At 59.8% G+C, this 22,714-nt stretch carries 20 protein-coding genes and 2 pseudogenes; 17 read left to right on the top strand and 5 right to left on the bottom strand.

Translation table 11 applies throughout. The features are described 5' to 3' along the window. The first annotated feature begins 6 nt into the window (after window positions 1-6). The 4 genes and pseudogenes from walK (at window position 7) to OMP38_RS33585 (ending at window position 4,891) form a co-directional block, all read left to right on the top strand. Window positions 7-1,840: pseudogene (gene walK, locus OMP38_RS33600) on the top strand (cell wall metabolism sensor histidine kinase WalK). Continuing rightward, the gene (locus OMP38_RS33595; RefSeq protein ID WP_277568912.1) at window positions 1,837-3,132 is read left to right on the top strand and encodes a YycH family regulatory protein; all 1,296 of its coding nucleotides are present in this window, start codon (window positions 1,837-1,839) and stop codon (window positions 3,130-3,132) included. The pseudogene walK and the gene OMP38_RS33595 overlap by 4 nt, the downstream one beginning before the upstream one ends. A gap of 102 nt (window positions 3,133-3,234) precedes the next feature. Then, the gene (yycI, locus tag OMP38_RS33590) at window positions 3,235-3,948 is read left to right on the top strand and encodes a two-component system regulatory protein YycI (RefSeq protein ID WP_277568911.1); all 714 of its coding nucleotides are present in this window, start codon (window positions 3,235-3,237) and stop codon (window positions 3,946-3,948) included. A gap of 136 nt (window positions 3,949-4,084) precedes the next feature. Beyond that, a complete protein-coding gene (locus tag OMP38_RS33585; protein WP_090116828.1) occupies window positions 4,085-4,891 on the top strand; it encodes an MBL fold metallo-hydrolase in 807 nt (268 codons plus the stop codon). 5 nt (window positions 4,892-4,896) lie between these two features. On the opposite strand, the gene OMP38_RS33580 is transcribed toward OMP38_RS33585, so the two are convergent. Further along, entirely contained in the window at window positions 4,897-5,094 is a 198-nt protein-coding gene (locus OMP38_RS33580; protein ID WP_090116827.1) for a hypothetical protein, read from the bottom strand. Window positions 5,095-5,389: 295 nt separating this feature from the next. Between OMP38_RS33580 and OMP38_RS33575 the strand changes: the two genes are divergently transcribed. The 4 genes and pseudogenes from OMP38_RS33575 (at window position 5,390) to OMP38_RS33565 (ending at window position 8,071) form a co-directional block, all read left to right on the top strand. Then, complete coding sequence (locus OMP38_RS33575) at window positions 5,390-6,544, top strand: S1C family serine protease (RefSeq protein WP_277568910.1); 1,155 nt, start codon at window positions 5,390-5,392, stop codon at window positions 6,542-6,544. A 41-nt stretch (window positions 6,545-6,585) separates the two neighbouring features. After that, window positions 6,586-6,753 (top strand): CxxH/CxxC protein, encoded by a 168-nt coding sequence (locus tag OMP38_RS33570; protein ID WP_090116825.1) that lies wholly within the window; start codon window positions 6,586-6,588, stop codon window positions 6,751-6,753. A gap of 355 nt (window positions 6,754-7,108) precedes the next feature. Next, a pseudogene (locus OMP38_RS36550) lies at window positions 7,109-7,309 on the top strand (transposase); the annotation flags it as partial. Between the two features lie 87 nt (window positions 7,310-7,396). Continuing rightward, entirely contained in the window at window positions 7,397-8,071 is a 675-nt protein-coding gene (locus OMP38_RS33565) for a hypothetical protein (protein WP_277568909.1), read from the top strand. A gap of 271 nt (window positions 8,072-8,342) precedes the next feature. On the opposite strand, the gene OMP38_RS33560 is transcribed toward OMP38_RS33565, so the two are convergent. Both OMP38_RS33560 and OMP38_RS33555 read right to left on the bottom strand, forming a co-directional pair. After that, the gene (locus tag OMP38_RS33560; RefSeq protein WP_277568908.1) at window positions 8,343-9,812 is read right to left on the bottom strand and encodes a magnesium transporter CorA family protein; all 1,470 of its coding nucleotides are present in this window, start codon (window positions 9,810-9,812) and stop codon (window positions 8,343-8,345) included. Beyond that, window positions 9,809-10,516 carry a TrkA C-terminal domain-containing protein gene (locus OMP38_RS33555; RefSeq protein ID WP_277568907.1) on the bottom strand — a complete coding sequence of 236 codons (708 nt, stop codon included), beginning with the start codon at window positions 10,514-10,516 and terminating at the stop codon, window positions 9,809-9,811. Before OMP38_RS33555 ends, OMP38_RS33560 begins: the two co-directional genes overlap by 4 nt. A 455-nt stretch (window positions 10,517-10,971) precedes the next feature. Between OMP38_RS33555 and OMP38_RS33550 the strand changes: the two genes are divergently transcribed. The 7 genes from OMP38_RS33550 (at window position 10,972) to OMP38_RS33520 (ending at window position 20,519) form a co-directional block, all read left to right on the top strand. Then, window positions 10,972-12,717, top strand: a complete 1,746-nt coding sequence (locus tag OMP38_RS33550; RefSeq protein WP_277568906.1) for an ABC transporter ATP-binding protein — start codon at window positions 10,972-10,974, stop codon at window positions 12,715-12,717. A 76-nt stretch (window positions 12,718-12,793) separates the two neighbouring features. Beyond that, window positions 12,794-14,839 carry an ABC transporter ATP-binding protein gene (locus OMP38_RS33545; RefSeq protein ID WP_277568905.1) on the top strand — a complete coding sequence of 682 codons (2,046 nt, stop codon included), beginning with the start codon at window positions 12,794-12,796 and terminating at the stop codon, window positions 14,837-14,839. A 62-nt stretch (window positions 14,840-14,901) separates the two neighbouring features. Beyond that, a complete protein-coding gene (locus OMP38_RS33540) occupies window positions 14,902-15,441 on the top strand; it encodes a GNAT family N-acetyltransferase (RefSeq protein ID WP_277568904.1) in 540 nt (179 codons plus the stop codon). A 160-nt stretch (window positions 15,442-15,601) separates the two neighbouring features. Then, a complete protein-coding gene (locus OMP38_RS33535; protein ID WP_277568903.1) occupies window positions 15,602-16,477 on the top strand; it encodes an undecaprenyl-diphosphate phosphatase in 876 nt (291 codons plus the stop codon). 346 nt (window positions 16,478-16,823) lie between these two features. Beyond that, window positions 16,824-18,824, top strand: coding sequence for a DEAD/DEAH box helicase (locus tag OMP38_RS33530; protein WP_277568902.1), 2,001 nt, complete (start codon window positions 16,824-16,826; stop codon window positions 18,822-18,824). A 196-nt stretch (window positions 18,825-19,020) separates the two neighbouring features. Continuing rightward, window positions 19,021-19,323: a hypothetical protein gene (locus OMP38_RS33525; protein WP_277568901.1), complete on the top strand. Its 303-nt coding sequence runs from the start codon at window positions 19,021-19,023 to the stop codon at window positions 19,321-19,323. A gap of 125 nt (window positions 19,324-19,448) precedes the next feature. Next, window positions 19,449-20,519, top strand: a complete 1,071-nt coding sequence (locus OMP38_RS33520) for an SDR family oxidoreductase (RefSeq protein WP_277568900.1) — start codon at window positions 19,449-19,451, stop codon at window positions 20,517-20,519. 56 nt (window positions 20,520-20,575) lie between these two features. Here the strand turns inward: OMP38_RS33520 and OMP38_RS33515 are convergent, their stop codons facing one another. Both OMP38_RS33515 and OMP38_RS33510 read right to left on the bottom strand, forming a co-directional pair. Beyond that, window positions 20,576-20,950 (bottom strand): winged helix-turn-helix transcriptional regulator, encoded by a 375-nt coding sequence (locus OMP38_RS33515; protein WP_277568899.1) that lies wholly within the window; start codon window positions 20,948-20,950, stop codon window positions 20,576-20,578. An 86-nt stretch (window positions 20,951-21,036) separates the two neighbouring features. Further along, window positions 21,037-21,357 carry a DUF5658 family protein gene (locus tag OMP38_RS33510; protein ID WP_277568898.1) on the bottom strand — a complete coding sequence of 107 codons (321 nt, stop codon included), beginning with the start codon at window positions 21,355-21,357 and terminating at the stop codon, window positions 21,037-21,039. Between the two features lie 166 nt (window positions 21,358-21,523). On the opposite strand from OMP38_RS33510, the gene OMP38_RS33505 reads away from it, so the two are divergent. Continuing rightward, window positions 21,524-21,733 (top strand): YwbE family protein, encoded by a 210-nt coding sequence (locus OMP38_RS33505; protein WP_277568897.1) that lies wholly within the window; start codon window positions 21,524-21,526, stop codon window positions 21,731-21,733. Window positions 21,734-21,999: 266 nt separating this feature from the next. Continuing rightward, on the top strand, window positions 22,000-22,539 hold the full coding sequence (locus tag OMP38_RS33500; protein WP_277568896.1) for a GyrI-like domain-containing protein: 540 nt from the start codon (window positions 22,000-22,002) through the stop codon (window positions 22,537-22,539). The last annotated feature ends 175 nt before the right edge of the window (window positions 22,540-22,714 follow it).

The following is a 22,714-nucleotide window of genomic DNA, read 5'->3' as shown; positions in this document are numbered from 1 at the left end:
GGGGGGATGAAGCTGTTCGCGCCGCTGCGCACGATTCAGGCGAAGCTGATCATGATGGTGCTCCTGCTCATTCTCATCGCGGTGCAACTGATCGGCGTTTACTTTATCAGCACCATGAAGAAGTCGCTTATCGACAGCTTCACGTCTCAGATCAACAACCAGGCGCAGTTGCTGTCGGTCATGCTCGGCACGGGCGAATTTGCCAAGCAGGACGGCGAGGGCAACCGGTCCGAGGAAGCGATCGAGTCGCTCAAGCAGTTGGTCGGCACGCTCTTTAGCCAGAGCGGCACGGAGACGCAGGTGCTCGACGCTAGCGGACGCGTACTCTCGACATCGCTAGAGTCGCACCAGAGCTACATCGGACGCAAAAACACGTCGCTCCTCGTGAGCCGCTCGCTTCAGGGCATCAGCGACAACACCGGCGAGCTGATCGACGAGGATCATATCCGCAAAAAAGGTCATCGCCAAGCCGATCCTCAGCGGCGACAGGGTGATCGGCGCCGTCTACGTCGTAGCTTCCATGTCCGATCTGTACAATACAGTGGAGCGGATCAACCGTATCTTCGTCTCGGGCATGCTGCTTGCGCTAGGCTTGACGGCGGTGCTCGGCATCTTGTTGTCGGGCACGATTACGTCTCCGATCAAGGCGCTCACGCTCCAGGTCGCCGCCGTAGCCGAAGGCCGCTTCGACGAGCGGGTGCCGATCCTAGGCAACGACGAGATCGGACAGCTCAGCGCCGCGTTTAACGAGATGACCGAGCGGCTCAGCGAGGCGCTTTCAATTAACGAGGAGGAAAACGAGAAGCTATCGTCCATTCTCTCCAACATGAACGACGGCGTGCTCGCCACCGACGAGATCGGTCGGGTCATCGTCGCCAATCGCCGCGCCCGGGCGATGCTCGAGCAGGAGACGATCGAAGGGATGACGCTGTCCGAGTGCCTTGCCATCGACAAGGCCGCTATTGCCGGCACGCTCGAGGGCAAGGAGTCGACGCGCCTCATCTCCCGGATGCAGGCCGTCCGCGAGGAAGAGCTTGTATTTCGCGCGTCGCTCACCCCAATCCGCCGCAGAGACAAGGGCGTGGTCGGCGTCATCGCCGTGCTTCACGACGTCACCGAGGCCGAGAAGCTTGACAACTCGCGTCGCGAGTTCGTCGCGAACGTCTCGCACGAGCTGCGCACGCCGCTTACGACGATCAAAAGCTACACCGAGGCGCTCGACGACGGCGCGCTCGCCGAGCCGCCCCTCGCGGAGCGCTTCGTCGGCGTCATCCGCAGCGAGACGGAGCGAATGATTCGGCTCGTCAACGACTTGCTCCATCTGTCGCGCTTCGACTCCAAGCAGGCGCAGCTTCGGCGCCAGATGACCGACGTCGGCGAGATGATGGAGGACGTCGTCGACCGCTTTTCGCTGCAGCTGCGGCAGAAGGCGATCACGGTCAAGGTCGAGGTCGATCCGAACCTGGCCAAAGTATGGATCGATCGCGACGGCATCGACCAGGTGCTCGATAACATCGTGTCCAACGCGATCAAGTATACCCTCGACGGCGGCTCGGTGCGTCTGTCGGCGGGACCGACCGAGTCGGGTCAGCTCTCCATTTCCGTGCGCGACACGGGCATCGGGATCCCGAAGAAGGATCTGGCGCATATTTTCGACCGCTTTTACCGCGTGGACAAGGCGCGCTCGCGCAATATGGGCGGAACCGGGCTCGGCCTGTCGATTGCCCGGGAAATCGTCCGTGCCAACGGCGGCAGCATTCTCCTTGATTCCGAGCCGGGGGTCGGCACGACCGTGACGGTCACGCTCCCGATGGTGCAGGAAGGAAGTGAGTACGCTTGATCGATAAAGTTAAATCCGTCGCGCTCGCGCTGCTCGTCGTCCTCAGTCTCGTACAGAGCTATTTCCTGGCCTACAGCATGCCGAACCTGGAGACGCAGGTGAAGACCGAACAGGACTATGTCAAGACCGAAGAGCTGGGACCTGAAGAGAAGGTCGAGAACTTGATTTTCCCGGAATCGCTCGTTATTCATATGGGACAGGACAAGCATACCGTCTTTTACCCGCAAGACACTTTTTACGGGATGGTGCTGGATAAGCTGTCAAGCCGCGAGTTCAAAGGCTTCCAGCGAGCCGAGGCGAGCGCGATCGACTGGGAACAGGTGCGCAAACAGGACGAGGGCATCGAGATCCGCTTCGGGCGCGATATTCCCTTCTCGATGCTCCAGCGCGCGTTCAAAGGCATCGACGGCGAAGCGCTCCTCGCCGAAGGCGCGGTCGACCGGATCTGGATCTTCGCCCGTCCGGACAGCGGTGTTGTACGCAGCTTCTTTCTGGACGCCGACGGCACCCAGGTGTACGAGGCGGCTCAAGTAGATCTGACCGCCCAGGACGTCGAACAGAGCGTCGGCTTCGGCCAGTATTGGAAGCCTTTCAGTTACTGGGCCAACGGCGTCTACGTGCCGGACCAATCGCTGGCGCTGAGCCGTGTCGCGGTGAGCTTCACCAAATATACGGCCGATCAGATGCAGCGCAATCTGTTCAACGACCCGACGACGACGCGCATGATCCAGGACAGTCAGGACGGCGCGCAGATCTATAGGGACACGAAGCGAGGGCTCAAGATCGAGCAGGGAGGCGGCTGGTTGTCCTACAAGGATCCCGTCGCACGGGCCGAAGGGCGAGACGATCCCGCCGAGAACATCACGTCGGCCGTCCAGTTCGTCAATCAACACGGCGGCTGGAACGGCGCGTTTCGCTTGACGCAGGCGCCGGGCTCGGACGAGTCGAACGACGCGGATCCATCGATCCGCTTCCAACAATATTACGGCGACGTGCCGCTTCTCTCCGAAGGCGAGTTCAGGTTCGGCTACATGCAGCTCGCCGTGCAGCAGGGCGTCGTCAGCTCTTATGAACGGTCCCTGCTCGTACTGGGGGACAAGGTCGGAAAGGCGCAGCCGTACAGCCTGATTTCGGGCAACCAACTGCTGGTTAAGATCCGCCAAGCGGCAGGCGGGCAGCAGGTCGAGTCACTATTCCCGGCTTACCGCACGACTTTGGCGCAGGACAAGCTGGTGTTGGAGCCGGTATGGGCGATACGCACGTCAAGCGGCGAAGTTCGCTTTGCCAGCTGATCAGAGCGGCAAAAGAAATTTTCCGAGGAAGGGGGGGAGCGAAGGTGGACTGGGGAAGAGCGAAGACGGTGCTCATCGTCGCTTTTTTTTGCGCTGAACATCGTGCTCGGTTATCAGCTGTGGCTCGAATGGCGGGAGAGAATCGACTCGACGGTCGACTGGACCTCCTTGCCCGCCGAGGCCAGGCAGATCATGCAGGAGAAGAACATCCGTATCGAGGCCAAGATTCCGACGGACACCCCAAGTCTGCGCGATATTACGTACAAGCAGCAGGTGCCCGCAGGTACCGCAGGCGACAGGCGAATCGCGATCGAACCGCCCCGGGAGACGCGTATCGTGTTCAACAACAAAGAGCTTCAGCAGGCGTTGGGGGACGTCATTCCCGATCTGACGAGATATCAATTCGATTATTACGGCAGCGCCGGAGAAGGCGAGTACGCGTTCAATCGCACGGTGGAGGGCTTGCCTCTATTCGACGCGAAGCTGATCCTCTATTACAGCGAGCAGAAAATTCAGGGATACAGACAGGACCTGATCGAGACGCTGCCGTCCGAGGGCGGGCCGGACCAGAAAGTGCTGCCGGCGACCCAGGCGCTCACGAGCCTGATCCTCAAAAAATATTTGCCGGCAGGCGCCGCCGTCAAGGAAGTGCAGCTCGGCTACCACGGGCAAGGCATCTTCAACTCCGATACGCAGGTGGCTGCGCCGTCCTGGCGTATCCTGCTTGAAGACGGAGGCGTGTTCTACGTCAACGCGGCCAGCGGCGAAGTTTCCACGGACAAAGAAACTTCGCTCGAACCGCTGTCTGAACCGTAAGATTCGCAAGCGCGACTTGAAGTAATTAACGCTGAAGGGCTCGAATCTGATAGAATAAAATAGAGTGCGCGACTATAAAGATCCTTAGAGAGACATATAGCCTTGCCGGAGAGAAGAGAGAAGGGAAACTAAGCTTATGGGACTTCGCTTCACGGTGCTGTCCAGCGGATCGACGGGCAACGCGACCGTCGTGTCCTCAAGCGCGGCGACGGTACTCATCGATGCCGGTCTAAGCGGCAAAAAAATCGAATCGCTCATGCAGGAGCGCGAGGTGTCGGGCAGCGAGCTGGACGCCATCTTCGTGACGCACGAGCATTCTGACCATATTAAAGGACTGGGCGCTTTTGCCCGCAAATACGGCCTCCCCGTCTACGCGAACGAGAAGACGTGGGGCGCTATGAACAAGCATGTCGGCGAGCTGCCGGACGAACAGCGCAAGGTGCTGCCGACCGGCGGCGTGATGGAGCTGTTCGACCTGCGAATCGAATCGTACGCCATCTCGCACGACGCGGAGGAGCCGGTGGGCTATTGCTTCCGGTCCGACGGCGCGAAGCTGACGCTGGCCACCGATCTGGGCTATGTCAGCGACAAGGTCATGAGTCAGCTGCTGGAGTCGGACGTACTCGTGCTGGAGGCCAACCACGATATCAACATGCTGCGGATGGGCCGATATCCTTGGAATATCAAGCGCCGCATCCTCGGCGACATGGGCCATCTGTCGAACGAAGCGGCCGGCGATACGCTATGCCGGCTCGTTTCCGAAGGCCGCACCAAACGCGTGTACCTCGCTCATTTGAGCCAGGAGCACAATTTGATGGATTTAGCGAAGCTTACGGTGAATACCGTATTAGAAGATAACGGCGTTTTCTACCAGAAGCATGAGTTCGCCTTATGCGATACGTATGCGGACCGGCCTACGGCTTGGGATCTGGTGAAGGCATAAGTCCATCAGAGTAGATGGCGCTCCAGCTCTTCTTCCATCTCTTCCGACTTCAGGCGCAGCTCCTCTGCGGTGACGATGCCTTTATCGACCAGCACTTCGATCAGCGTGGTAAGCGCCAGCAGCTGGCGATAGCGGTCGTCCTTCAGATCGGCGAGCTGCGCCGCGAAGTCTACGAACGACCAATGGGGAGACGTGGGTTTCACGCGCTTGTCCTCCTTGCATTACCAATGGGATTTGTCGTCGGCTTGCTTGCTATGGATCTGTGAATCTATTACTATTTTAGTCAAATCGCTCGCCGTACATTCCATTTTTCTTGGCTTTTATTCGGTCAGCGAGGGAGGCGTCTCATGGGCTTTTTCAAAGACGATTTTTACTCTACCAAAGTAAAGCGGAGCAGCCGGGAGCCGTCCGGCTCCTGGAACCGGCCGAGCCGTTGGGGCCGCCAGAACTCCGCTTTGAAAATAGCGCTCGTCTCTTCGCTGGCCAGCTCCGTGCTGGTTGCATCCCTTTTTTTATTTGACCGTCGACCGTCCGAAAAGCGGCGCCGCGACGCCGGCTCTATCTTCCAGCGTCACCGGCGGTTATGACACGAACGAGCGGATCATCTCTGCCGCCGCCAAGGTCGGCCCCGTCGTCGTGAGCGTCATCAATCAGACGCAGGGCGGATCCGCCAATAACGAGGCGGCGATTCAAGAAGGCACCAGCCTAGGCTCCGGCGTCATCTTCCTGAAGCAAAAAGGGAAGGCCTATATCATCACGAACGCACACGTCATCGCAGATAGCGTGAAGCTTCAGGTCGTCCTGTCGAATGGCACCAAGAAGACGGCGACCGTCGTGGGCAAGGATACGATTACTGATCTAGCCGTTCTTGAGACGGACGACAAGGGAATCAATCAAGTTGCCGATATCGGAGATTCGGGCAAGCTGCGCAAGGGCGAGACTGTCATCGCGGTCGGCAATCCGCTGGGGTTCAGCGACTCGCTCTCTAACGGCATCGTTTCCAATCTGAAGACGACGGTGCCGATCTCCCTTAACCAGGATGGCGTCTACGATTGGGAGGAAGAAGTCATCCAGATCTCGGCGCCGATCAATCCGGGCAATAGCGGCGGCGCGCTAGTCAACCTGAACGGTCAAGTCGTGGGCATCAACAGCATGAAGGTCGCGGATACGAGCGTTGAAGGCATCGGATTTTCGATCCCAATCGACGACGCCATGCCGATCGTCGACCAATTGATGAAGCACGGCAAAATCCTGCGTCCGTATCTGGGCGTCTACTCGATGGATCTGTCCATCTATCTGGACAATAGCGCCAACTCGGGGGACGAAGCGCCATCCGACGATGCCGAAGCTTCGCCCGACTCGAACGGCGACGACGACGATGTTCCGGCGGGCGAGGAGCTCGTCGTGCCGGACGGCGTGACGGAAGGCGTAGTCGTCCTCGAAGCCGTCGGGCCGGCTAAGGCGGCGGGTCTTGCCTTTAACGATATCATCGTAGCGCTCGACGGTCAGCTGATTAGCAGCACCCTCGATTTGCGCAAGTTCTTGTATACGAAGACCAAGATCGGGGATACGCTAGATATCACCTACTATCGTGACGGGAAGAAGGGCGAGCTCAGCGTGAAGCTCGTCGAGAAGACCGAGAACGACGGCTAACCACATGAGCCGATCTTCTGCAAGAGGAAGGACATCTCATCATGTATTGCGTATGTAAAGAACACGTGGAGCTTGCGATCGACACCTTCGTCGACGAATACGAGGATGCGCCCGATCTCGTCAATTTGCAGGAGACCAAGTTCTCCGCCTGGGATCCGCCGCAGCACTGCGAATATTGCAAGGAGCCGGTACACTTTCTCGTCGTCTGAACGAGGCCGCCGAAGCTCCGTAGTTTAGAGAACGCAAGACGCTCCTTAGGGGGCGTTTCGGCGTTCTCTTTTTTTATGTCACCTGCTGCTGTCCGCTCCGTGTCCGCCCGGTTCTCCAAAGGTTAGGTAACTCTCCGGCGCGTTTTAACGGTATCCCCTTCAGTCAGGAACGATGGCTTATGCGATATGTTTTAACGGTACCCCCTTCAGTCAGGTGCGATGGCTTGCCCAATACGTTTTAACGATATCCCCTTCGATCAGGAGACGCTCTCGCTTCGCGAGGCTCGGTACCCGCAGCGGAAGGCAGAAAAAAAACAGTAGCCAAGAAATCCATGATTTGCTACAATAAGAACAAATGTTCTCGTTAAGTGAGGTAAAGGCCATGGTCAAAAGTCGATATTCGATTGGAGACGGGATGCCGGTTTATAGCGAGGAAGACTGCGAAGGCGCCCTCTTTATGGCGAAATGGCCGAACGGGTACAGATGTCCCCGTTGTTTGCATCCGCACCATTACAACGTTTCATCAAGGGGACGCCCGTTGTTCGAATGTATGTCCTGCAGACACCAGACTTCGCTCACCGCAGGCACTGTACTCGAAGGCACGCGCACGCCGCTCTGCAAGTGGTTTCAGGCGATGTACCTCATGCAGATCGGCATCAGCGCCAAGCTGTTGTCCGAGCTTATTCAGGTCACTTATAAGACCGCGTGGTTGATGAACCACAAGCTTCGCTATGCCATCGAACAATGGGACCGGGAGCTCCCGTTGCAAGGACAGCTACAGCTGCTTGGGGAATTTTACGCATACGAATACAGCCGTCACTTTAGCAGCAGGGGCGCGGAGGCCGAGGATAGGGCGCAGCCAGTGGTCGTCGGCGCCTCTGTAGTTGAGTCGTCCGGCACGATGACGCGTTTGAAGATCAAACGCATGGAATCCGCCTACGGCAGCCCGGATGATTCGCGCGAATTGGAACGCTTTTTGCAGAATCATGCAATCCTTGCGGAGGACGGATCTCACGAGATCAAGGTCTTCGATCGCCGCAATCGGAGAGAACGTTCGGCATTGAATGCAATATGGACCGAAGCCGTCAGGTGGCTGGCCCGGACGTTCGGAGGGATCGGTCCGAAGCATTTGCAGGCGTATCTTGACGAGTTTTGTTTCCGCCGTATGTTCCGAAGCGATGCGATGATCGAATTGATCGGATTGTGCGGCATGACGCGTACGATTATTTATCGAGATTTGGTTGGAAAGAGAGGTGGCATCCAACCGATTAATTGGGGTAGCAGGCATGCAAAATCACGTCATAAAATCGCATCTTAAGCGCCTCGCAGCATAGGCATTCGCGTCAATCTTCCAAGAAACGGCGGGTATGGGTGGAGGATGGCGCGCGCGCGAAAAGCCGTAGGCACGAAGATCCGCAGAACCACTTTTGCTGGAGTTACATACTATTGTTCGCATCCTGAGCGAAGGGGATATCGTTAAAACGGGCGAAGCGGGATAGGGCCCCCGACCCGCGCCGCCTCACCTACGCATCTATAGCAAGACGTGAAGTCGTCGGGCATATATGCGCTTGTGAGCGGCGGCTCGACGATCAGCTTTTGAACCGTTTGAGCAGCTCCCGGCCCCACTTCCACATGATGTTGCCCGTGAGGAGGAACGCGACGAGCAGGCCGCTGAAGGTGACGGCGAGCGCGATCCATTCGAAGGGCGAATAGCCGGACATTTTGCTCCATTTGATTGGGTTCTTCAGATCCTCGATGACCTGGTTCATGCCGTAGATCCCGCTGATGACGGTGTAAATGGTGAGGACGGTCAGCAGGTAGCTGGAGCGGCGCGAGTTGGCGTTTTCCTGATATTTGAACAGATCGGTGAGGGTCTGCTTGACGTCCTCGAACAGCTCGTCGTTGCCGTACATTTTGCGCAGCTGAAGGAAGATCTCTCTCCCCTGGGACTGCGAGACGACCTCTAGAAAATTGTACTTGGCGGAAAATGTGGTGATGTCGCGGATGAGCAGCTCCGTCCTCTCCGAGTCACGCTCCATTTGCACGCGGGAATACGCGTTCGACAGCTTGAGCAGGACGATGCGGTGAAAAAGATTCAGCAGCAGGCCGTAATAATATTCGCCGTACATTTTGTTGACGATGGCATCAGCTTTGCGCTCGGGCAGGCTGTTCAGGCAGCAGAAGCAGCTCTCGTCGGTCTGATAGTAGGCGTATGGCGCCCATCGCTCGAGGCCGGTATCCCGGCAGTAATCCTCTATGTATGGCATATAGTAGGCGCTGATATAAGGTTCGCCGTTGTCGTCGAGGCCGTCGAGCCTTGAAGCGCGATAGCGGTCGAGGAGCGAGATGTCCGTACGCTCAGGAAAGGCATAGCTGGCCATGACGTACATACGCTCGTCGATCAGGTAAGGCAATTCTTCGAAGTACGCGCCGTCCATCGGCATGCGGTCGAGATGTTCGACCATATGGGGCACGATGGCTTTGAAAATGAAATCCTGGACCTCGTTGTAGCACTCGCCTTCGTACTCGACGCTCGCTGCGCGGTCCTCGCTGTGGGCATCCTGGAGCGCGCGGAGACGGTCGGCGAATTCGATAGCCTCCGTCAAGGTCATATTCTCCTTGAGTAGCTGGACGCGAAGCGTAATGAAGCCGGTGTCGAACGGGCAAAGCACGACGTCTACGGCATGCAGGACGAACGGCGCATCGAAATAGCGCGTTCGGAGGACGGCCGTCGTGCCCAATGCTTTGCTCATGCGCTGAAAGCTTTCCTCGTTGTCTTCCGACGGGAACAGGACATGGTTCGTGAACGGGAGATAATAGCGCTCCATGTCCCGGTGCGACACGCGATGCTTCGGGCCGTAAAACGCATTTTCCAACTCCAGCGCGCTCAGGCGAAAGGCAGCGAAGCCTTCCCGCTCCAGCGTATTTTTCACATCCTTATGGCAATCGGTCGTCAGGGAGAAGGGGAACAAAAATTGAAAGTTCGCGTCCCGGAGCAGCTGATCCGCCGCATCTCCGCGATGAAACGGTTGTACCGCGCCCATGCGCTCGTTTTTCATAGAGGTGAGACCGCCTGCCTTTCGTCGCGTTCCATGGCCTTCTTCGCTTCAAGCTCGGCGCTGAACGAGCGCTTGATCTGTCTCATGCTCCCGTATACATACAGCACGTCTCCCGCCTCCAGCGGCGTCTCCATGCGGCGGTCGCGGATCGCGATGGTGCCGCGCTTGATCAGGAGGATATTCACGTCCGGCAACCGGTCGCACAGATCCCTGATCTTACGGCCGATAGCGGGCGACGCTTCGTCGATCGGAATGTCGATGAAGGCATCTTCCTTCTCCAAGTATAGCACCTCTTGAATCGCGAGCTCGTGAATCGCGAAGGATTGACGGAAGGCGCCGCTCATTCGCTTCTCCAGCTGCTTGGTCACCGCGGGTATGCGGAGCGCGAGGTAAACGAGAACAAGCGCGCCTGACGCCAGCGACAGTGGGTACAAATGAAAATCGGGGGCGATGATGGCGCTGACGCAGGAGATCATGACGGCGAGAGAGAAAGCGCCGAACAGAATCAAAAAGATGCCGATCCTTCTGCGCACCGGGTGTCCCAGGATCAGCTCGGACTCCTTGGTCGTGAAGCCGGTGCCGGTCAGGAGCGAGATGACCTGAAAACGCGCGATGGGATGCTCGAGTCCCGTCGCGCGCATAAGGATGGCGGAAATCTCGACGACCAGAAACACGATCAGTATGTAGACGAGTATAAACCCCATCAGGGCGCCGCCTTTCGCTAAAATCCGCGAGCAAGCCCGCGGTGTCTATACTTCAGTTATACCCTTTGAACCCGGCCCTTCAAGCGTTGGGTCAGGCGGGGCGATCCATAATTTTCCGAATACCCCATTGACAGCTTCCGTGGGCCGATGGTAAAGTGGCAAAGTGTCAAATACATTTCACAATTGGAAGGGAGGATTGCGTTCGATGCGTACATTCATGATTGTTCCAGCTGCCTTTGGAAGCGAACGTAATCCGTTAAAGCCCGTTTAGTCCAACGATGGATACCAAGGGCGCGCGATTACGTATCCGTAATCGTGCGCCCTTTCTTATTCCTCCCGGATCGAACGAATGTTCGAAACCCGGGGCCGGATGCATAGAATAGGCGTATCGCTTACGGGCGGTGCGCCTTTTTTGCATGCTTGGATGCGACCGGGAACAGAAGAGAGGGAAAAAAATGCTTAGCGTACTTATCAAGTTAAAGTGGTTTTTCAGAGCGCATTGGAAAAGGTATACGATCGCGGTCGTCCTGCTCGCCATCGCGGGCATCGTCGACATCGTGCCTCCCAAACTGCTCGGCAACACGATCGATGGCATCCAGCAGGGGACGATGTCGCAGGGCGATTTTTACCAGATCGTCATGTTATGGCTTGGGCTGACGATCGTCGGCTACTGCATCAACTACGTGTGGATGTACCAGCTGTTCGGAGGCTCGATGATGCTGGAGCGGCTGCTTCGCACGAAGCTGATCCGTCACCTGCTCCGAATGACGCCGACGTTCTACGAGCGCAACCGGACGGGCGACCTGATGGCGCGCGCCACGAACGATCTGTGGGCTATCTCGAACACGGCCGGCTTCGGCATTCTGACGCTGATCGACTCGTCGATCTTCATGGTCACGATCCTGATTATGATGGCGGGCGTGATCAGCTGGAAACTCACGCTCGCGGCCATGCTGCCCCTCCCGCTCATCGCGCTGGCGATGAAGCACTTCGGCGGCAAGATCCACGATCGCTTCATGAAGGCGCAGGACTCGTTCGGCGAGCTGAACGACCAGGTGCTCGAATCGGTGACCGGCGTTCGCGTCATTCGCGCCTACGTACAGGAAAGGGCGGATGAAGAGCGGTTTCACGCGAAAACGAACGAAGTACTGGACCGCAATATCGCGGTCGCCCGCATCGACGCGCTGTTCGAGCCGACGAATAAGGTTCTGATCGGACTGAGCTATATTATCGGCGTCTGTTATGGCGGTTATCTGGTATTCCGGAGCGAGATCACGCTCGGAGAGCTCGTCTCGTTCAACATCTTCCTCGGGATGCTGATCTGGCCGATGTTCGCCATCGGCGAGCTGATCAACATCATGCAGCGCGGCAACGCTTCGCTTGACCGGGTCAACGAGACGCTCGGCTACGTGCCGGACGTCCAAGACCCGCAGCGGCTTGCCGAGGTTTCGGCACCGGATACGCTCGCGTTCAAGGCAGTGACCTTCCGCTATCCGTCTTCGGCGGTAGACAATCTGATCGACGTCGGCTTCGAGCTCAAGCGCGGCCAGACGCTCGGCATCGTCGGGCGCACCGGCAGCGGCAAGACGACGCTGCTGAAGCAGCTGCTGCGGGAGTATCCCGCGGGCAGCGGGGAAGTATCGATCTCGGGCGTGCCGATCCAGGACATCGGCATCGACCGGCTGCTCTCCTGGGTCGGCTACGTGCCTCAGAACCCGATCCTGTTTTCGCGCACGATCCGCGAAAACATCTTGTTCGGTCAAGAAGAGGCCACGCCGGAACAGCTGCAGCATGCGCTCGTTCGGGCCTCGTTCGCCAAGGACATCGCCTTCCTGCCCGACGGGCTCGAGACGCTGGTCGGCGAGAAGGGCGTGGCGCTGTCCGGCGGACAGAAGCAGCGCGTGAGCATCGCCCGGGCGATGATCGCCGATCCGGAGATCCTCATGCTGGACGACGCGTTGTCCGCCGTCGACGCGAGGACGGAGGCCGAGATCATCGAAGGCATCCGCACGGAGCGGGCCGGCAAGACGACGCTCATCGCGACGCACCGGCTGTCCGCGGTCCAGCACGCGGACCTCATCCTCGTGCTGGACGAAGGCTACGTCATAGAGCGGGGCACGCACGAGGAGCTGCTGGCGCACGGCGGCTGGTATAAGGAGCAGTACGACCGGCAGCAGCTCGAAGCGATCGTTGAGGGTTAAGCGGCGTATTCGTGTAGGCCGTCCCGGCCGTCTCTAACGAAGCGAAGAGAAGAGAAAGAAATGAAGGTGACCAAACATGACAGGCAAGCGTTTATTCCGCTACGCACTGCTGTATAAGAAAACGATTATCTGGGCGCTGGCGATGCTGGCGCTGGCGGTATGCGCCGAGCTGCTCGGGCCGTTGCTGGCCAAGCGGATGATCGACCAGAACATTCTGGGCATCGAGAAGACGTGGTATCAAGTCCAGGCCAAGCAAAGCGACGCGGTCTCCTACCGGGGAAACTGGTATGTGAGAAGCGACCATCTGCCGGCCGACGCGGACCGCAGCCCGGCACTGGCCAAGCGCGTGCTTCAGGAGAAGCGCAGCTACTACTGGATCGATAGCGACCTGGCGTTCGACGGTGCCCGATCCGTCGCGGACGGCACGATGACCGTGACCGCCAAGGACGGCCGCAGCGCGCAATATGCCGCCGCGAAGCTGACCAAGGCCGAACTGTACCAGTTCTACAAGCCGGAGGTGCCGATGCTGCTGCAGCTGGCTGCCGCGTACTTCGGGCTGCTGCTGCTCGCCGCGGCGTTCACCTACGGGCAGAAGCTGCTGCTGCAGACGTCGGCGAACCGTATCGTGCAGCGGATGCGCGAGGACGTATTCGCGCATACGCATCGTCTGCCGGTGCAGTACTTCGACAACCTGCCGGCAGGCAAAGTCGTCTCGCGGATCACCAACGACACCGAAGCCGTCCGCGAGCTGTTCGTAGCAGTGCTGGCGAACTTTTTCTCCGGCATCGTCTACATGACCGCGATCCTGGGAGCGCTGTTCCTGCTCGATACGAGCCTCGCGCTCGTCGCCCTGCCGCTCATTCCGATGCTGGCGATCTGGATCGTCCTGTACCGCAAGTACGCGGGCAAGCTGAACAACGTGATCCGCGCCAAGCTGAGCGATATCAACGGGATGATCAACGAGTCCATCCAAGGGATGACGATCATCCAGGCGTTCGGCAGGCAGAAAAAGATCGCCAAGGAATTCGACGAGCTCAATGAGGACTACTTCAATCACCAGACGAAACTGGTCAGCCTGAACTCGATTACTTCCCACAATCTCGTGAACGTCGTACGCAATTTGATCTTCCTGGCCGTCCTCTGGATGTTCTGGGGCGGATCGCTCAGCAGCGCGGTCACGGTCGGCGTGCTGTACGCGTTCATCGACTACATGAACCGGATGTTCCAGCCGATCGTCGGCATCGTCAACCAGCTCTCTAATCTGGAGACCGCGCGCGTATCCGCCTCCCGCGTATTCGAACTGCTCGACGCGCCGGGCATCCCGGTCGAGGAGGGCTATGCGCCTCGCAGCGGAGGCGACGTCCGCTTCGAGCATGTGACCTTCGCCTACAAGAAGGGCGAGAACGTGCTGAAGGACGTAAATTTCCACGCCCGCCAAGGCGAAACGGTCGCGCTCGTGGGGCATACGGGCTCGGGCAAAAGCTCGATCCTGAACCTGCTGTTCCGCTTCTACGATATCGAAGAGGGCAGCATCAAGGTGGACGGCGTAGACGTTCGCGACATCCCGAAGCAGCAGCTGCGCACGCATATGGGCATCGTGCTGCAGGATCCGTTCTTGTTCACGGGCACGATCGCTTCGAACGTGAGCCTCGGCAACCCCGCGATCACGCGGGAGCGGATCGAGCAGGCGCTGCGCGACGTCGGCGCCTACGATATGTTCATGAGTCTGCCCGGCGGGCTCGACGAGCCCGTCATCGAGAAGGGCGCGACGCTGTCCGCGGGCCAGCGGCAGCTGATCTCCTTCGCCAGAGCGTTGGCGTACGATCCGGCGATTCTGATCCTGGACGAGGCGACGGCCAGCATCGACACCGAGACCGAGGCCATCATCCAAGCGGCGTTGGACGTGCTCAAGAAAGGCCGGACGACATTCGTCATCGCCCACCGGTTGTCTACGATCCGTCAGGCCGATCAGATCCTCGTGCTGGACCACGGCGTCATCGTCGAGCGCGGCGATCATGAGCGTCTGATGCGGCTCCAGGGTAAATACTATGCGATGTATCAGCTGCAGGGCGGAGCCTCGGTCGAGACCGACGCGGTTGCTGCTGAATCGGCCGCGAACTAAGGGCGGCAAAAGAGAACGTTGGCTCGGATGGAGACGGAAACGAAAGGCAGGGAAAAGAATCAATGATACAGATTAGGACGGAAACGAATGAGGATATCGAAGCGGTCAGGCAAGTCCACCTGGCCGCCTTTGGCGGCCGGGAGGACGAAAGCCGGCTTGCGGACCGCATCCGCGAGTCCGCCGGCTTCGTGCCCGAGCTGTCGCTCGTGGCGGAGTCGGACGGCCGGCTCGCGGGCCATATGTTGATCAGCAAAGCGGAGCTCGTGGACGGCCAAGACGCGACGGGCACGTTCGTGCTGGCGCCGATCGGCGTGCTGCCTGACGCGCAGGGACGCGGTATCGGGGGCGAGCTGATCCGGGAGGGCATCCGCCGGGCGCAGCGGCTTGGCCACAAGCTGATTTTCCTCATCGGCCATCCGTCCTACTACCCGCGGTTCGGCTTCAAGCCTGCGGTAGATAGCGGGCTTGTCCTGATGCAGTTCGACGTGCCGGACGACGTGTTCATGGTGCTTGAGCTGGCAGAAGGCGAGCTGGCCCGTCTCGCGGCGACGCGCAAGGAGAAGTACGGGGAGCTGAAGTATCCCCAGACGTTTTTTGCCTGACCTGAGAAACAAAAAATTTGCACCATCGCGCTCGAATCCTTCCCCCCAAGGGTACTATAGTAGCGGAAGCCTGGGCCCCAGTCCATTAGACAAGGACCCTTCGTTCCCTATAAACTAGACCATAGGAAATCGGAATTTGGAAAGGGAGTAGAGCGTACATATGTCATTCCTAGAAATTCTAAAAGGCATCATCATCGGCATCGTCGAAGGCGTCACGGAATTCGCGCCCGTCTCTTCTACCGGTCATATGATCATCGTCGACGATCTGTGGCTCAAGACGGAGGACTTCCTCGGCTCGGACGCGGCGGTCGCGTTCAAGGTCGTCATCCAGCTCGGTTCGATCCTTGCGGTCGTCGTGCTGTTCTGGCGGCGGTTCATGGATCTGCTCGGACTTCGGAAACTCAAAGGCAAAGACGCGCGTATCGAAGCGGAGCACGAGGGAACGGGAGAATGGAGCGGTACCGGCACCGGCCGGCTGAAGCTGATGCAGGTTATCGTCGGGCTCATCCCGGCGGGCATCCTGGGCTTCCTGTTTGACGATACGATCGAGGAGCATCTTTTTTCAACCGAGACGGTGCTCGTCGGCCTCGTTCTGGGCGCGATCCTCATGATCGGCGCGGACCGACTGGCCCCGAAGCAGCCGAAGGTGCATACGGTGGACCAGATTACGTACAGACAGGCGCTCATGATCGGCCTGATTCAATGCTTCTCGCTGTGGCCGGGCTTTTCGCGGTCCGGGTCGACGATCTCGGGCGGCGTCCTGCTCGGTCTGAGTCACCGTGCGGCGGCGGACTTCACCTTTATCATGGCCGTACCAATCATGGCAGGCGCGAGTCTCATCACGCTGCTCAAGAACTACCAGTACATCACGAGCGACATGCTGCCGTTCTTCATCGCAGGATTCATCGCCGCGTTCTTGGTCGCGCTGGTGGCGATCCGGTTCTTCCTGAACCTGATCAACCGCATCAAGCTCGTACCGTTCGCCATCTACCGGATCGTGTTGGCCGTCGTTCTGGCGCTGGTGATCTGGCTGTAACTATAAAGTACGGCTGCCCGGGCGTGCTCCGGTGCAGCCGTTTTTATTGCGCGGATCGTTTGAACGGTATCCCCTTTATTCAGAAAGGCGGCCGACCGCGATAGGAGAGTCTGGGCTGTCTGTGCCTCGTTTGAACGATATCCCCTTGAGTCAGGAAGATCAAAGCTTGAGTCGGGAACGTCAAAGTGTATCCTGATCGAAGGGGATACCGTTCAAATGGGTAAAATAAGGACAAGGCGCCATGGAAATAATGGCCCGGCCGAAATGCGGAAAAGGCCGCGTAATGTGGTAGGATAGGAGTACGAATGCGCGGACGGCGGTCCGCGAATATAAATGAGGTGCTATTGTGGCAGAGTTTGGACCATTGGGTGTGGCGGCGCGCGCATCCGAATTATTGCATAGCTTGGGCATCAAGCAGCCGACGCCGGTACAGGCGCAGACGATCCCGGTCGCCCTGACGGGCAAGGACGTCATCAGCCAGGCGCAGACGGGTACGGGGAAAACGCTGGCGTTCGTGCTGCCGATGCTGGAGCGGATCAATCCGGAGGTGCCGTATCTGCAAGGCTTGATCGTGACGCCGACGCGCGAGCTCGCGATCCAGATCACGGCGGAAATCAGGAAGCTGCTGCCGGCCTATGAGGGCGTGCGCGTGCTGGCGGTCTACGGCGGCCAAGACGTCGAGGCGCAGCTGCACAAGCTGGAAGGCAACATGCATATGATCGTGGCGACGCCGGGCCGGCTGCTCGATCATATGCGGCGCGAGACGGTGAGGCTGTCGAACGTGCGCATGATGGTGCTGGACGAAGCCGACCAGATGCTGCACATGGGCTTCCTCGGCGAGGTTGAGGAGATCATGTCCAAAACGCCGAAGGACAGGCAGACGATGCTCTTCTCGGCGACAATGCCGGACAAGATCCGGAATCTGGCCGGTCGCTATCTGCGGGACCCGCAGGAAGTGACGGTCAAGGCGAAGCAGGTAACGGTCAAGGATACGGCGCAGCTCGTCATCGAGACGACGGACCGGGCCAAGCAGGCGGCGCTGGTGGCGATGATCGAGGAGACCCAGCCTTACCTTGGCATGGTCTTCTGCCGGACGAAGCGGCGCGCGAGCACGCTGAACGAAGCGCTGCAGGCGATGGGCTACAGCAGCGACGAGTTGCACGGGGATTTGTCGCAGGCGAAGCGGGAGCAGGTCATGCGCAAGTTCCGCGAGGCGAAGCTGCAGATTCTGGTGGCGACGGACATCGCGGCGCGCGGTCTTGACGTCGAAGGCGTGACGCACGTATACAACTACGACGTGCCGCAGGACGCGGAGAGCTATATCCACCGCATCGGCCGGACGGGCCGGGCGGGCGAGTCGGGCATGGCGATTACGTTCGTCGCGCCTAAGGACCGCGGGGACCTGGGCGTGATCGAGGACGGCATCGGCATGTTCATCGAGCGGCGCAAGATCGGCGAAGCCGGCGGCAGCGTGGCAGCCGAAGGCGCTGCGACGGTGAAGACGCGGACGCCTGGCGCGTTCGGCAAGCGCGCGGGCGCGGCGGGCGCCGGATCGCGGAGCGGCGCGACGCGCGGTGCCGGAGGCGGGCGTCGCGGCGAGAGCCGCGGAGACGACCGTGGCGCGCGGGGCGAAGGCCGCGGCGCGGTACGCGGCGGCGTCGTGCGCGGAGCGCGCGGGGACGGCGCAGCGGCGCTCGGCGGTCGCGGCAGCGCGGAGCGGGGCCTGCGCGGCAGCGCGGCGAATGCGGGCGCGGGCCGCGGCAAGGGCGTGCCTGCGCGCGGCGGACGCGACGAAGGTGCCGGTGGCGGCGCAGGCGAGGCGCGCGCCGCCAAGTGGTGGGAGCAGGGCGAGTACTTCGCCCCGGCTCCCGAAGAGCGCGCGGCGGAGCCGCAGGCACAGCGCCGCAGGCCGGGCGCGGGCGGCCCGGGCAACGGCCGCCGCGAAGCCGGCGCAGGCCGGCCGCAGTCAGCGCCGGGCCGCGGGCCGCGCAGCGGCGGCAGCAGCGCGAGCGAGGGCCGCTACGCAGGCGCATCCGCGCTGGGCGGCAGGGCCGAGCGCGGCGCCAAGGCGTACGGCGCGCCGGCAGAGCGGCCTAAGCGCGGCGGCGACCGCGCATCGGCGGGCCGCGGCGAGCGCAGCTTCGGCGCAGGCCCAAGCGGCGGCGCCGGCGGCTTCGCCCGCGGCGAGCGGCCGTCAGGCGGACGCAGCGGTGGCGGCAGGCCGCAGGCCGGCGGTTCGCGGGACGGCGGACGCAAGCCGTCCTCGGGCGGACGGGGCGGCTTCGGCGGCGCTCCGGGCGGCGGAACGGGCCGCGGCAAAGCGCCTTCGCCGAAAGGTCGCAAATAAAAGCTTGAATGGCAGCAGAACGTCTCGCGCGCTTATCGATGCGCGAGGCGTTTTTTTTGCTTATTGACGCGGCGATTCGCCGGTGAATGACTCCCAATTTAGCATGAAACTGCCGATATATGCCATAGGACGCTTTTGTCCGCGCAGCGTGCGCTATGAATATGGCCTGTCATTTTTTACAAAAGGGGATAACGAAATGAAGACGGAAATTTTGCAGCAGGTGACGATCGTAGATATGAACGAGGAGATGTTGACGCGCGTCGATTTCTCCCACGCGGTGGACGTGCCCGGCTCGCTGGCGATCGGCTGGTCGGTCGTCACGTACCCGCTCGGCTTGAGGGAGTTCGAAGTCGTATACGACCGCCGGGAAGTACGTACAGTGAGCAGCAAGGTTGTCGATATCGAAGTGGATACGACGGGAGAGAAGAACGCGCTGCGCGCATACCTGGAGCCGATTACGCTGATCATCGGACAGCATGACGTGGGTGCGGCAGAATAACGCTTGGTCGGCGTCGTTATGCATTTATTACTTGGAAGTAACTAGATGACTTGAAGGTGCGTACTGTTCACCCCCTCCTCCTCTGCTTCACAATGGGGTCATTAGAAGCGAGGAGGAAGATGAGCATGAGTCATACAAATGAGTCGGGCCGCAAAACGGCATTGGTGATCGGCGCGAACGGCGTGATCGGACGGAACCTGATCGATTATCTGGCGACGCTGCCCGAATGGGACATCGTCGGCGTATCGAGGCGCGGAGGCGAAAATACCGGTCGCATCCGTTACGTGGCGGCGGATCTATTGGACGAGGCGGATACCCGCGACAAGCTGGGCGCGCTGACCGGGATCACGCATATTTTCTACGCGGCTTATCAGGACCGTCCGACTTGGGCTGAGCTCGTTAAGCCGAATCTGGCGATGCTCGTCCATGCGGTCGACGCCGTCGAGCCGATCGCGCCGGGCCTTCGGCACATTAGCTTGATGCAGGGCTACAAGGTCTACGGCGCGCACCTCGGCCCGTTCAAGACGCCCGCCCGCGAGACGGACGCCGGTCATATGCCGCCGGAGTTCAACATCGACCAGCAGCAATTCCTCGAGCGGAGGCAGCCTGGCTCTACGTGGACCTGGTCCGCGCTGCGGCCCTCCGTCGTGGCCGGCTATGCCACAGGCAACCCGATGAACCTCGCGATGGTCATCGCGATCTATGCCGCGATATCCAAGGAACTGGGACTGCCGCTGCGCTTCCCGGGCAAACCCGACGCATACGACAGCCTGCTGGAGTTGACCGACGCCGGTCTGCTGGCCAGGGCGACGGTGTGGGCGGCGACCGATCCCCGCTGCGCGAACCAGGCCTTTAACATCGCGAACGGCGACCTGTTTCGCTGGAACGAGCTATGGCCGAAGATTGCGGCGAACTTCGGGCTCGGGACCGCGCCTCCGCTTCAGATGTCTCTTGAGACCGTGATGGCGGACAAGGCGCCGCTTTGGGATGCGATGGTCGAGAAATACGGCCTCGCGACGAACAGCTACGACGATGTCTCATCCTGGCGGTTCGGGGATTTCGTTTTTTCGTGGGATTACGATTTCTTTGCCGACGGCACGAAGGCGCGCCGCTTCGGATTCCATGAATTCATAGACACCGAAGAGATGTTCATGGGGATCTTCGAGGACCTGCGCCTGCGCAAGGTCATCCCTTGATCCAGACGCAGGACGAAGCCGGCTCCGCCTTTATCGGCAGAGCCGGCTTCGTGCGTTCAATCGGCATCCTGCGGCGGCTCGAACAGAACGCGTCCACGGTCTCCGTAGGAACGCTCGATATGCGCGTCGCCCCATTTGCACATGAGATGAAGCAAATCTCTCAAGCTCCGGCCGTAAGGCGTCAACTCATATTCGACCTTGGGCGGCACCACATTGTAGACGATGCGCGAGGCGACGCCGTCTGCCACTAATTCGGACAACTGCTGCGATAGAACCTTTTGCGTAATCGAAGGGATAAGCCGCATCAATTCGCCGTTGCGCCGCTTGCCGAAGGTGAGGTAGAAGAGGATGACCGGCTTCCACTTGCCACCGATGACTTCGAGCGTCGCCTCGACGGCGGTGTTATAAACTTTTACGGGCTGCTCTTGCATCGCGATATCGCCTCCCTGGCTCTACACGTATCGTATCGCTTGAACGCCGCAGTCGCAAGATAAGGCGGGCACCGAAGAATCAAAAGTCAGGGAGCTGCCGCGGCGAACGCAATCCACACAACGTGATAAATCGCGACGACGGCGTATAAGGCGGCAGCGAGCGCGGTGCCGAAGCGAACGATCGGGCGCTCGGGCGCATAGCGGAGCAGGAACAGCAGAAGAAGCGGCAGGAGGGTCTTGTAGCCGTAGAAAAGGACGATATTGGATTCGTACAACGCCTTTGCGATCGGATTCGCTTCCTGGATGAGTTGCAGTCGAATGCCGCAATCCGTCGCCAGCGCATCGAATACGGACAGAACCAAGAGCAGGTACGGGTTCCGTGCGCTGCCGCGGGCAGTCAATAACATACAGAGCGTCTCCTTTAGATACATATTGTATCATTTCGGAGATACGTCAGCTACTCCATGATCGCGAAGATGCACCGGACTCGCCGTCTTGGTATGATGAAGGGGTGCGGACAAAGAGAGAATAGGCAGCCACAGATGTGCTTGGTACAGGAAGGAATGAGCGTATATGGCAGGCAGCGGGCGGAACCGCAGCGACGTCAAGCCCGGACTGACGGTGGATATCGTATTGAAGCAGGATCAACGTACGGGGAAGTTGACGCGAGGCGTCGTGAAGGATCTGCTGACCAACTCGGCCACGCATCCGCATGGCATTAAGGTGCGGCTGCAGGACGGGCAGGTCGGCCGAGTTCAGGCGATTTTGACCGAAGGGGAGTAAGTCGAGGGAGCTGCAGCGCGTTTGAAGAATATCCCCTTCACGCAGGGAGGCTGGTTCCTGATCGAAGGGGATACCGTTAAAACGTGCTGGAGAGGACCGCCTCGGCGAATGATGCCGGGCGGTCCTTTGCCATTTGAGGCGCCGTCTCGATCTGCGCCATGGATTCCACGCATCTGTTAGTGATGTGGTTTGGGCCGGGGTTCAAAGCCGCGATTTGCAGGTAAGGGATTAGACGAAGGGCAGCTATCGCAAAGGAGCTGAATGCCATGTCGCAGCACGTACAGATGAACCTCAATCTAAAATTGGATGAACCAGGTCGGGCAGCGGACACGGAGGCATCCGCAGGAGACATTGTCCTCTACGAGTTGCCGGGCTTCGAGGCCGTCGGGTTGAAGTGGGAAGGGACGTTCGCAGGCGCGGAGGCGGGCGAGATTCGCGATCTGCAGGACGAGCTGAAGCGGCGGATCGGCGAGATTCCGAAGCTGTCGCAGCCTGACCTTCTGCTCGGCCTCTCGTCGCACAAGGTGCGGGAAGGCTTCCTGCACTATGCCGCAGTGGAGGTGCCTGAAGGCGCCGCGGTGCCCGGCGATATGGTCCGCATCGAGGTGCCCGCGCTCACTTGCGCCAAGTACGAGCACAAGAAAGGGCAGTCGATCGGCCTGTCCTACAGCAATATGTACGCCTGGATCGAAAAGCAAGGCTACAAGGCGGCGGGCGGCGAATTCACGCATATCGAGCTGTACCCGATGGCTCAGGATTCGCACGATCCGAACCCTGCCTTCACGATTCTCATCCCGATATCTTGACGGCCGGCGAATAGCGGGCGGTATACCCGCTTCCCGCTTCCGCTTACGGCTTGTTGCCGCCGGTGTGCGCGTCCTGCGCCTCCGGCGGTTTTTTCGCTTGTCTTTTTCGCGGATTCGCATCTTCCCCGAGTGTTCGAGGCTATGCTCCGCCGACTACTTTCCTTGTTTCTGGATA

Origin of the sequence: Cohnella ginsengisoli (assembly GCF_029525555.1) — a bacterium.
GTDB classification, from domain to species: Bacteria; Bacillota; Bacilli; order Paenibacillales; family Paenibacillaceae; genus Cohnella; species Cohnella ginsengisoli.
Note: the sequence above shows the minus strand (reverse complement) of the source record. Positions and strands in the feature narration are given on the sequence as shown.

What these genes read in the sequence shown, in the direction of transcription:
- OMP38_RS33585 (WP_090116828.1), top strand. Translation starts at nt 4,085, where the DNA reads ATGGGACTTCGCTTCACGGTGCTGTCCAGCGGATCGACGGGCAACGCG.
- OMP38_RS33570 (WP_090116825.1), top strand. Translation starts at nt 6,586, where the DNA reads ATGTATTGCGTATGTAAAGAACACGTGGAGCTTGCGATCGACACCTTC.
- OMP38_RS33565 (WP_277568909.1), top strand. Translation starts at nt 7,397, where the DNA reads ATGCAGATCGGCATCAGCGCCAAGCTGTTGTCCGAGCTTATTCAGGTC.
- OMP38_RS33560 (WP_277568908.1), bottom strand. Translation starts at nt 9,812, where the DNA reads ATGAAAAACGAGCGCATGGGCGCGGTACAACCGTTTCATCGCGGAGAT.
- OMP38_RS33555 (WP_277568907.1), bottom strand. Translation starts at nt 10,516, where the DNA reads ATGGGGTTTATACTCGTCTACATACTGATCGTGTTTCTGGTCGTCGAG.
- OMP38_RS33550 (WP_277568906.1), top strand. Translation starts at nt 10,972, where the DNA reads ATGCTTAGCGTACTTATCAAGTTAAAGTGGTTTTTCAGAGCGCATTGG.
- OMP38_RS33545 (WP_277568905.1), top strand. Translation starts at nt 12,794, where the DNA reads ATGACAGGCAAGCGTTTATTCCGCTACGCACTGCTGTATAAGAAAACG.
- OMP38_RS33540 (WP_277568904.1), top strand. Translation starts at nt 14,902, where the DNA reads ATGATACAGATTAGGACGGAAACGAATGAGGATATCGAAGCGGTCAGG.
- OMP38_RS33535 (WP_277568903.1), top strand. Translation starts at nt 15,602, where the DNA reads ATGTCATTCCTAGAAATTCTAAAAGGCATCATCATCGGCATCGTCGAA.
- OMP38_RS33525 (WP_277568901.1), top strand. Translation starts at nt 19,021, where the DNA reads ATGAAGACGGAAATTTTGCAGCAGGTGACGATCGTAGATATGAACGAG.
- OMP38_RS33520 (WP_277568900.1), top strand. Translation starts at nt 19,449, where the DNA reads ATGAGTCATACAAATGAGTCGGGCCGCAAAACGGCATTGGTGATCGGC.
- OMP38_RS33515 (WP_277568899.1), bottom strand. Translation starts at nt 20,950, where the DNA reads ATGCAAGAGCAGCCCGTAAAAGTTTATAACACCGCCGTCGAGGCGACG.
- OMP38_RS33510 (WP_277568898.1), bottom strand. Translation starts at nt 21,357, where the DNA reads ATGTTATTGACTGCCCGCGGCAGCGCACGGAACCCGTACCTGCTCTTG.
- OMP38_RS33505 (WP_277568897.1), top strand. Translation starts at nt 21,524, where the DNA reads ATGGCAGGCAGCGGGCGGAACCGCAGCGACGTCAAGCCCGGACTGACG.
- OMP38_RS33500 (WP_277568896.1), top strand. Translation starts at nt 22,000, where the DNA reads ATGTCGCAGCACGTACAGATGAACCTCAATCTAAAATTGGATGAACCA.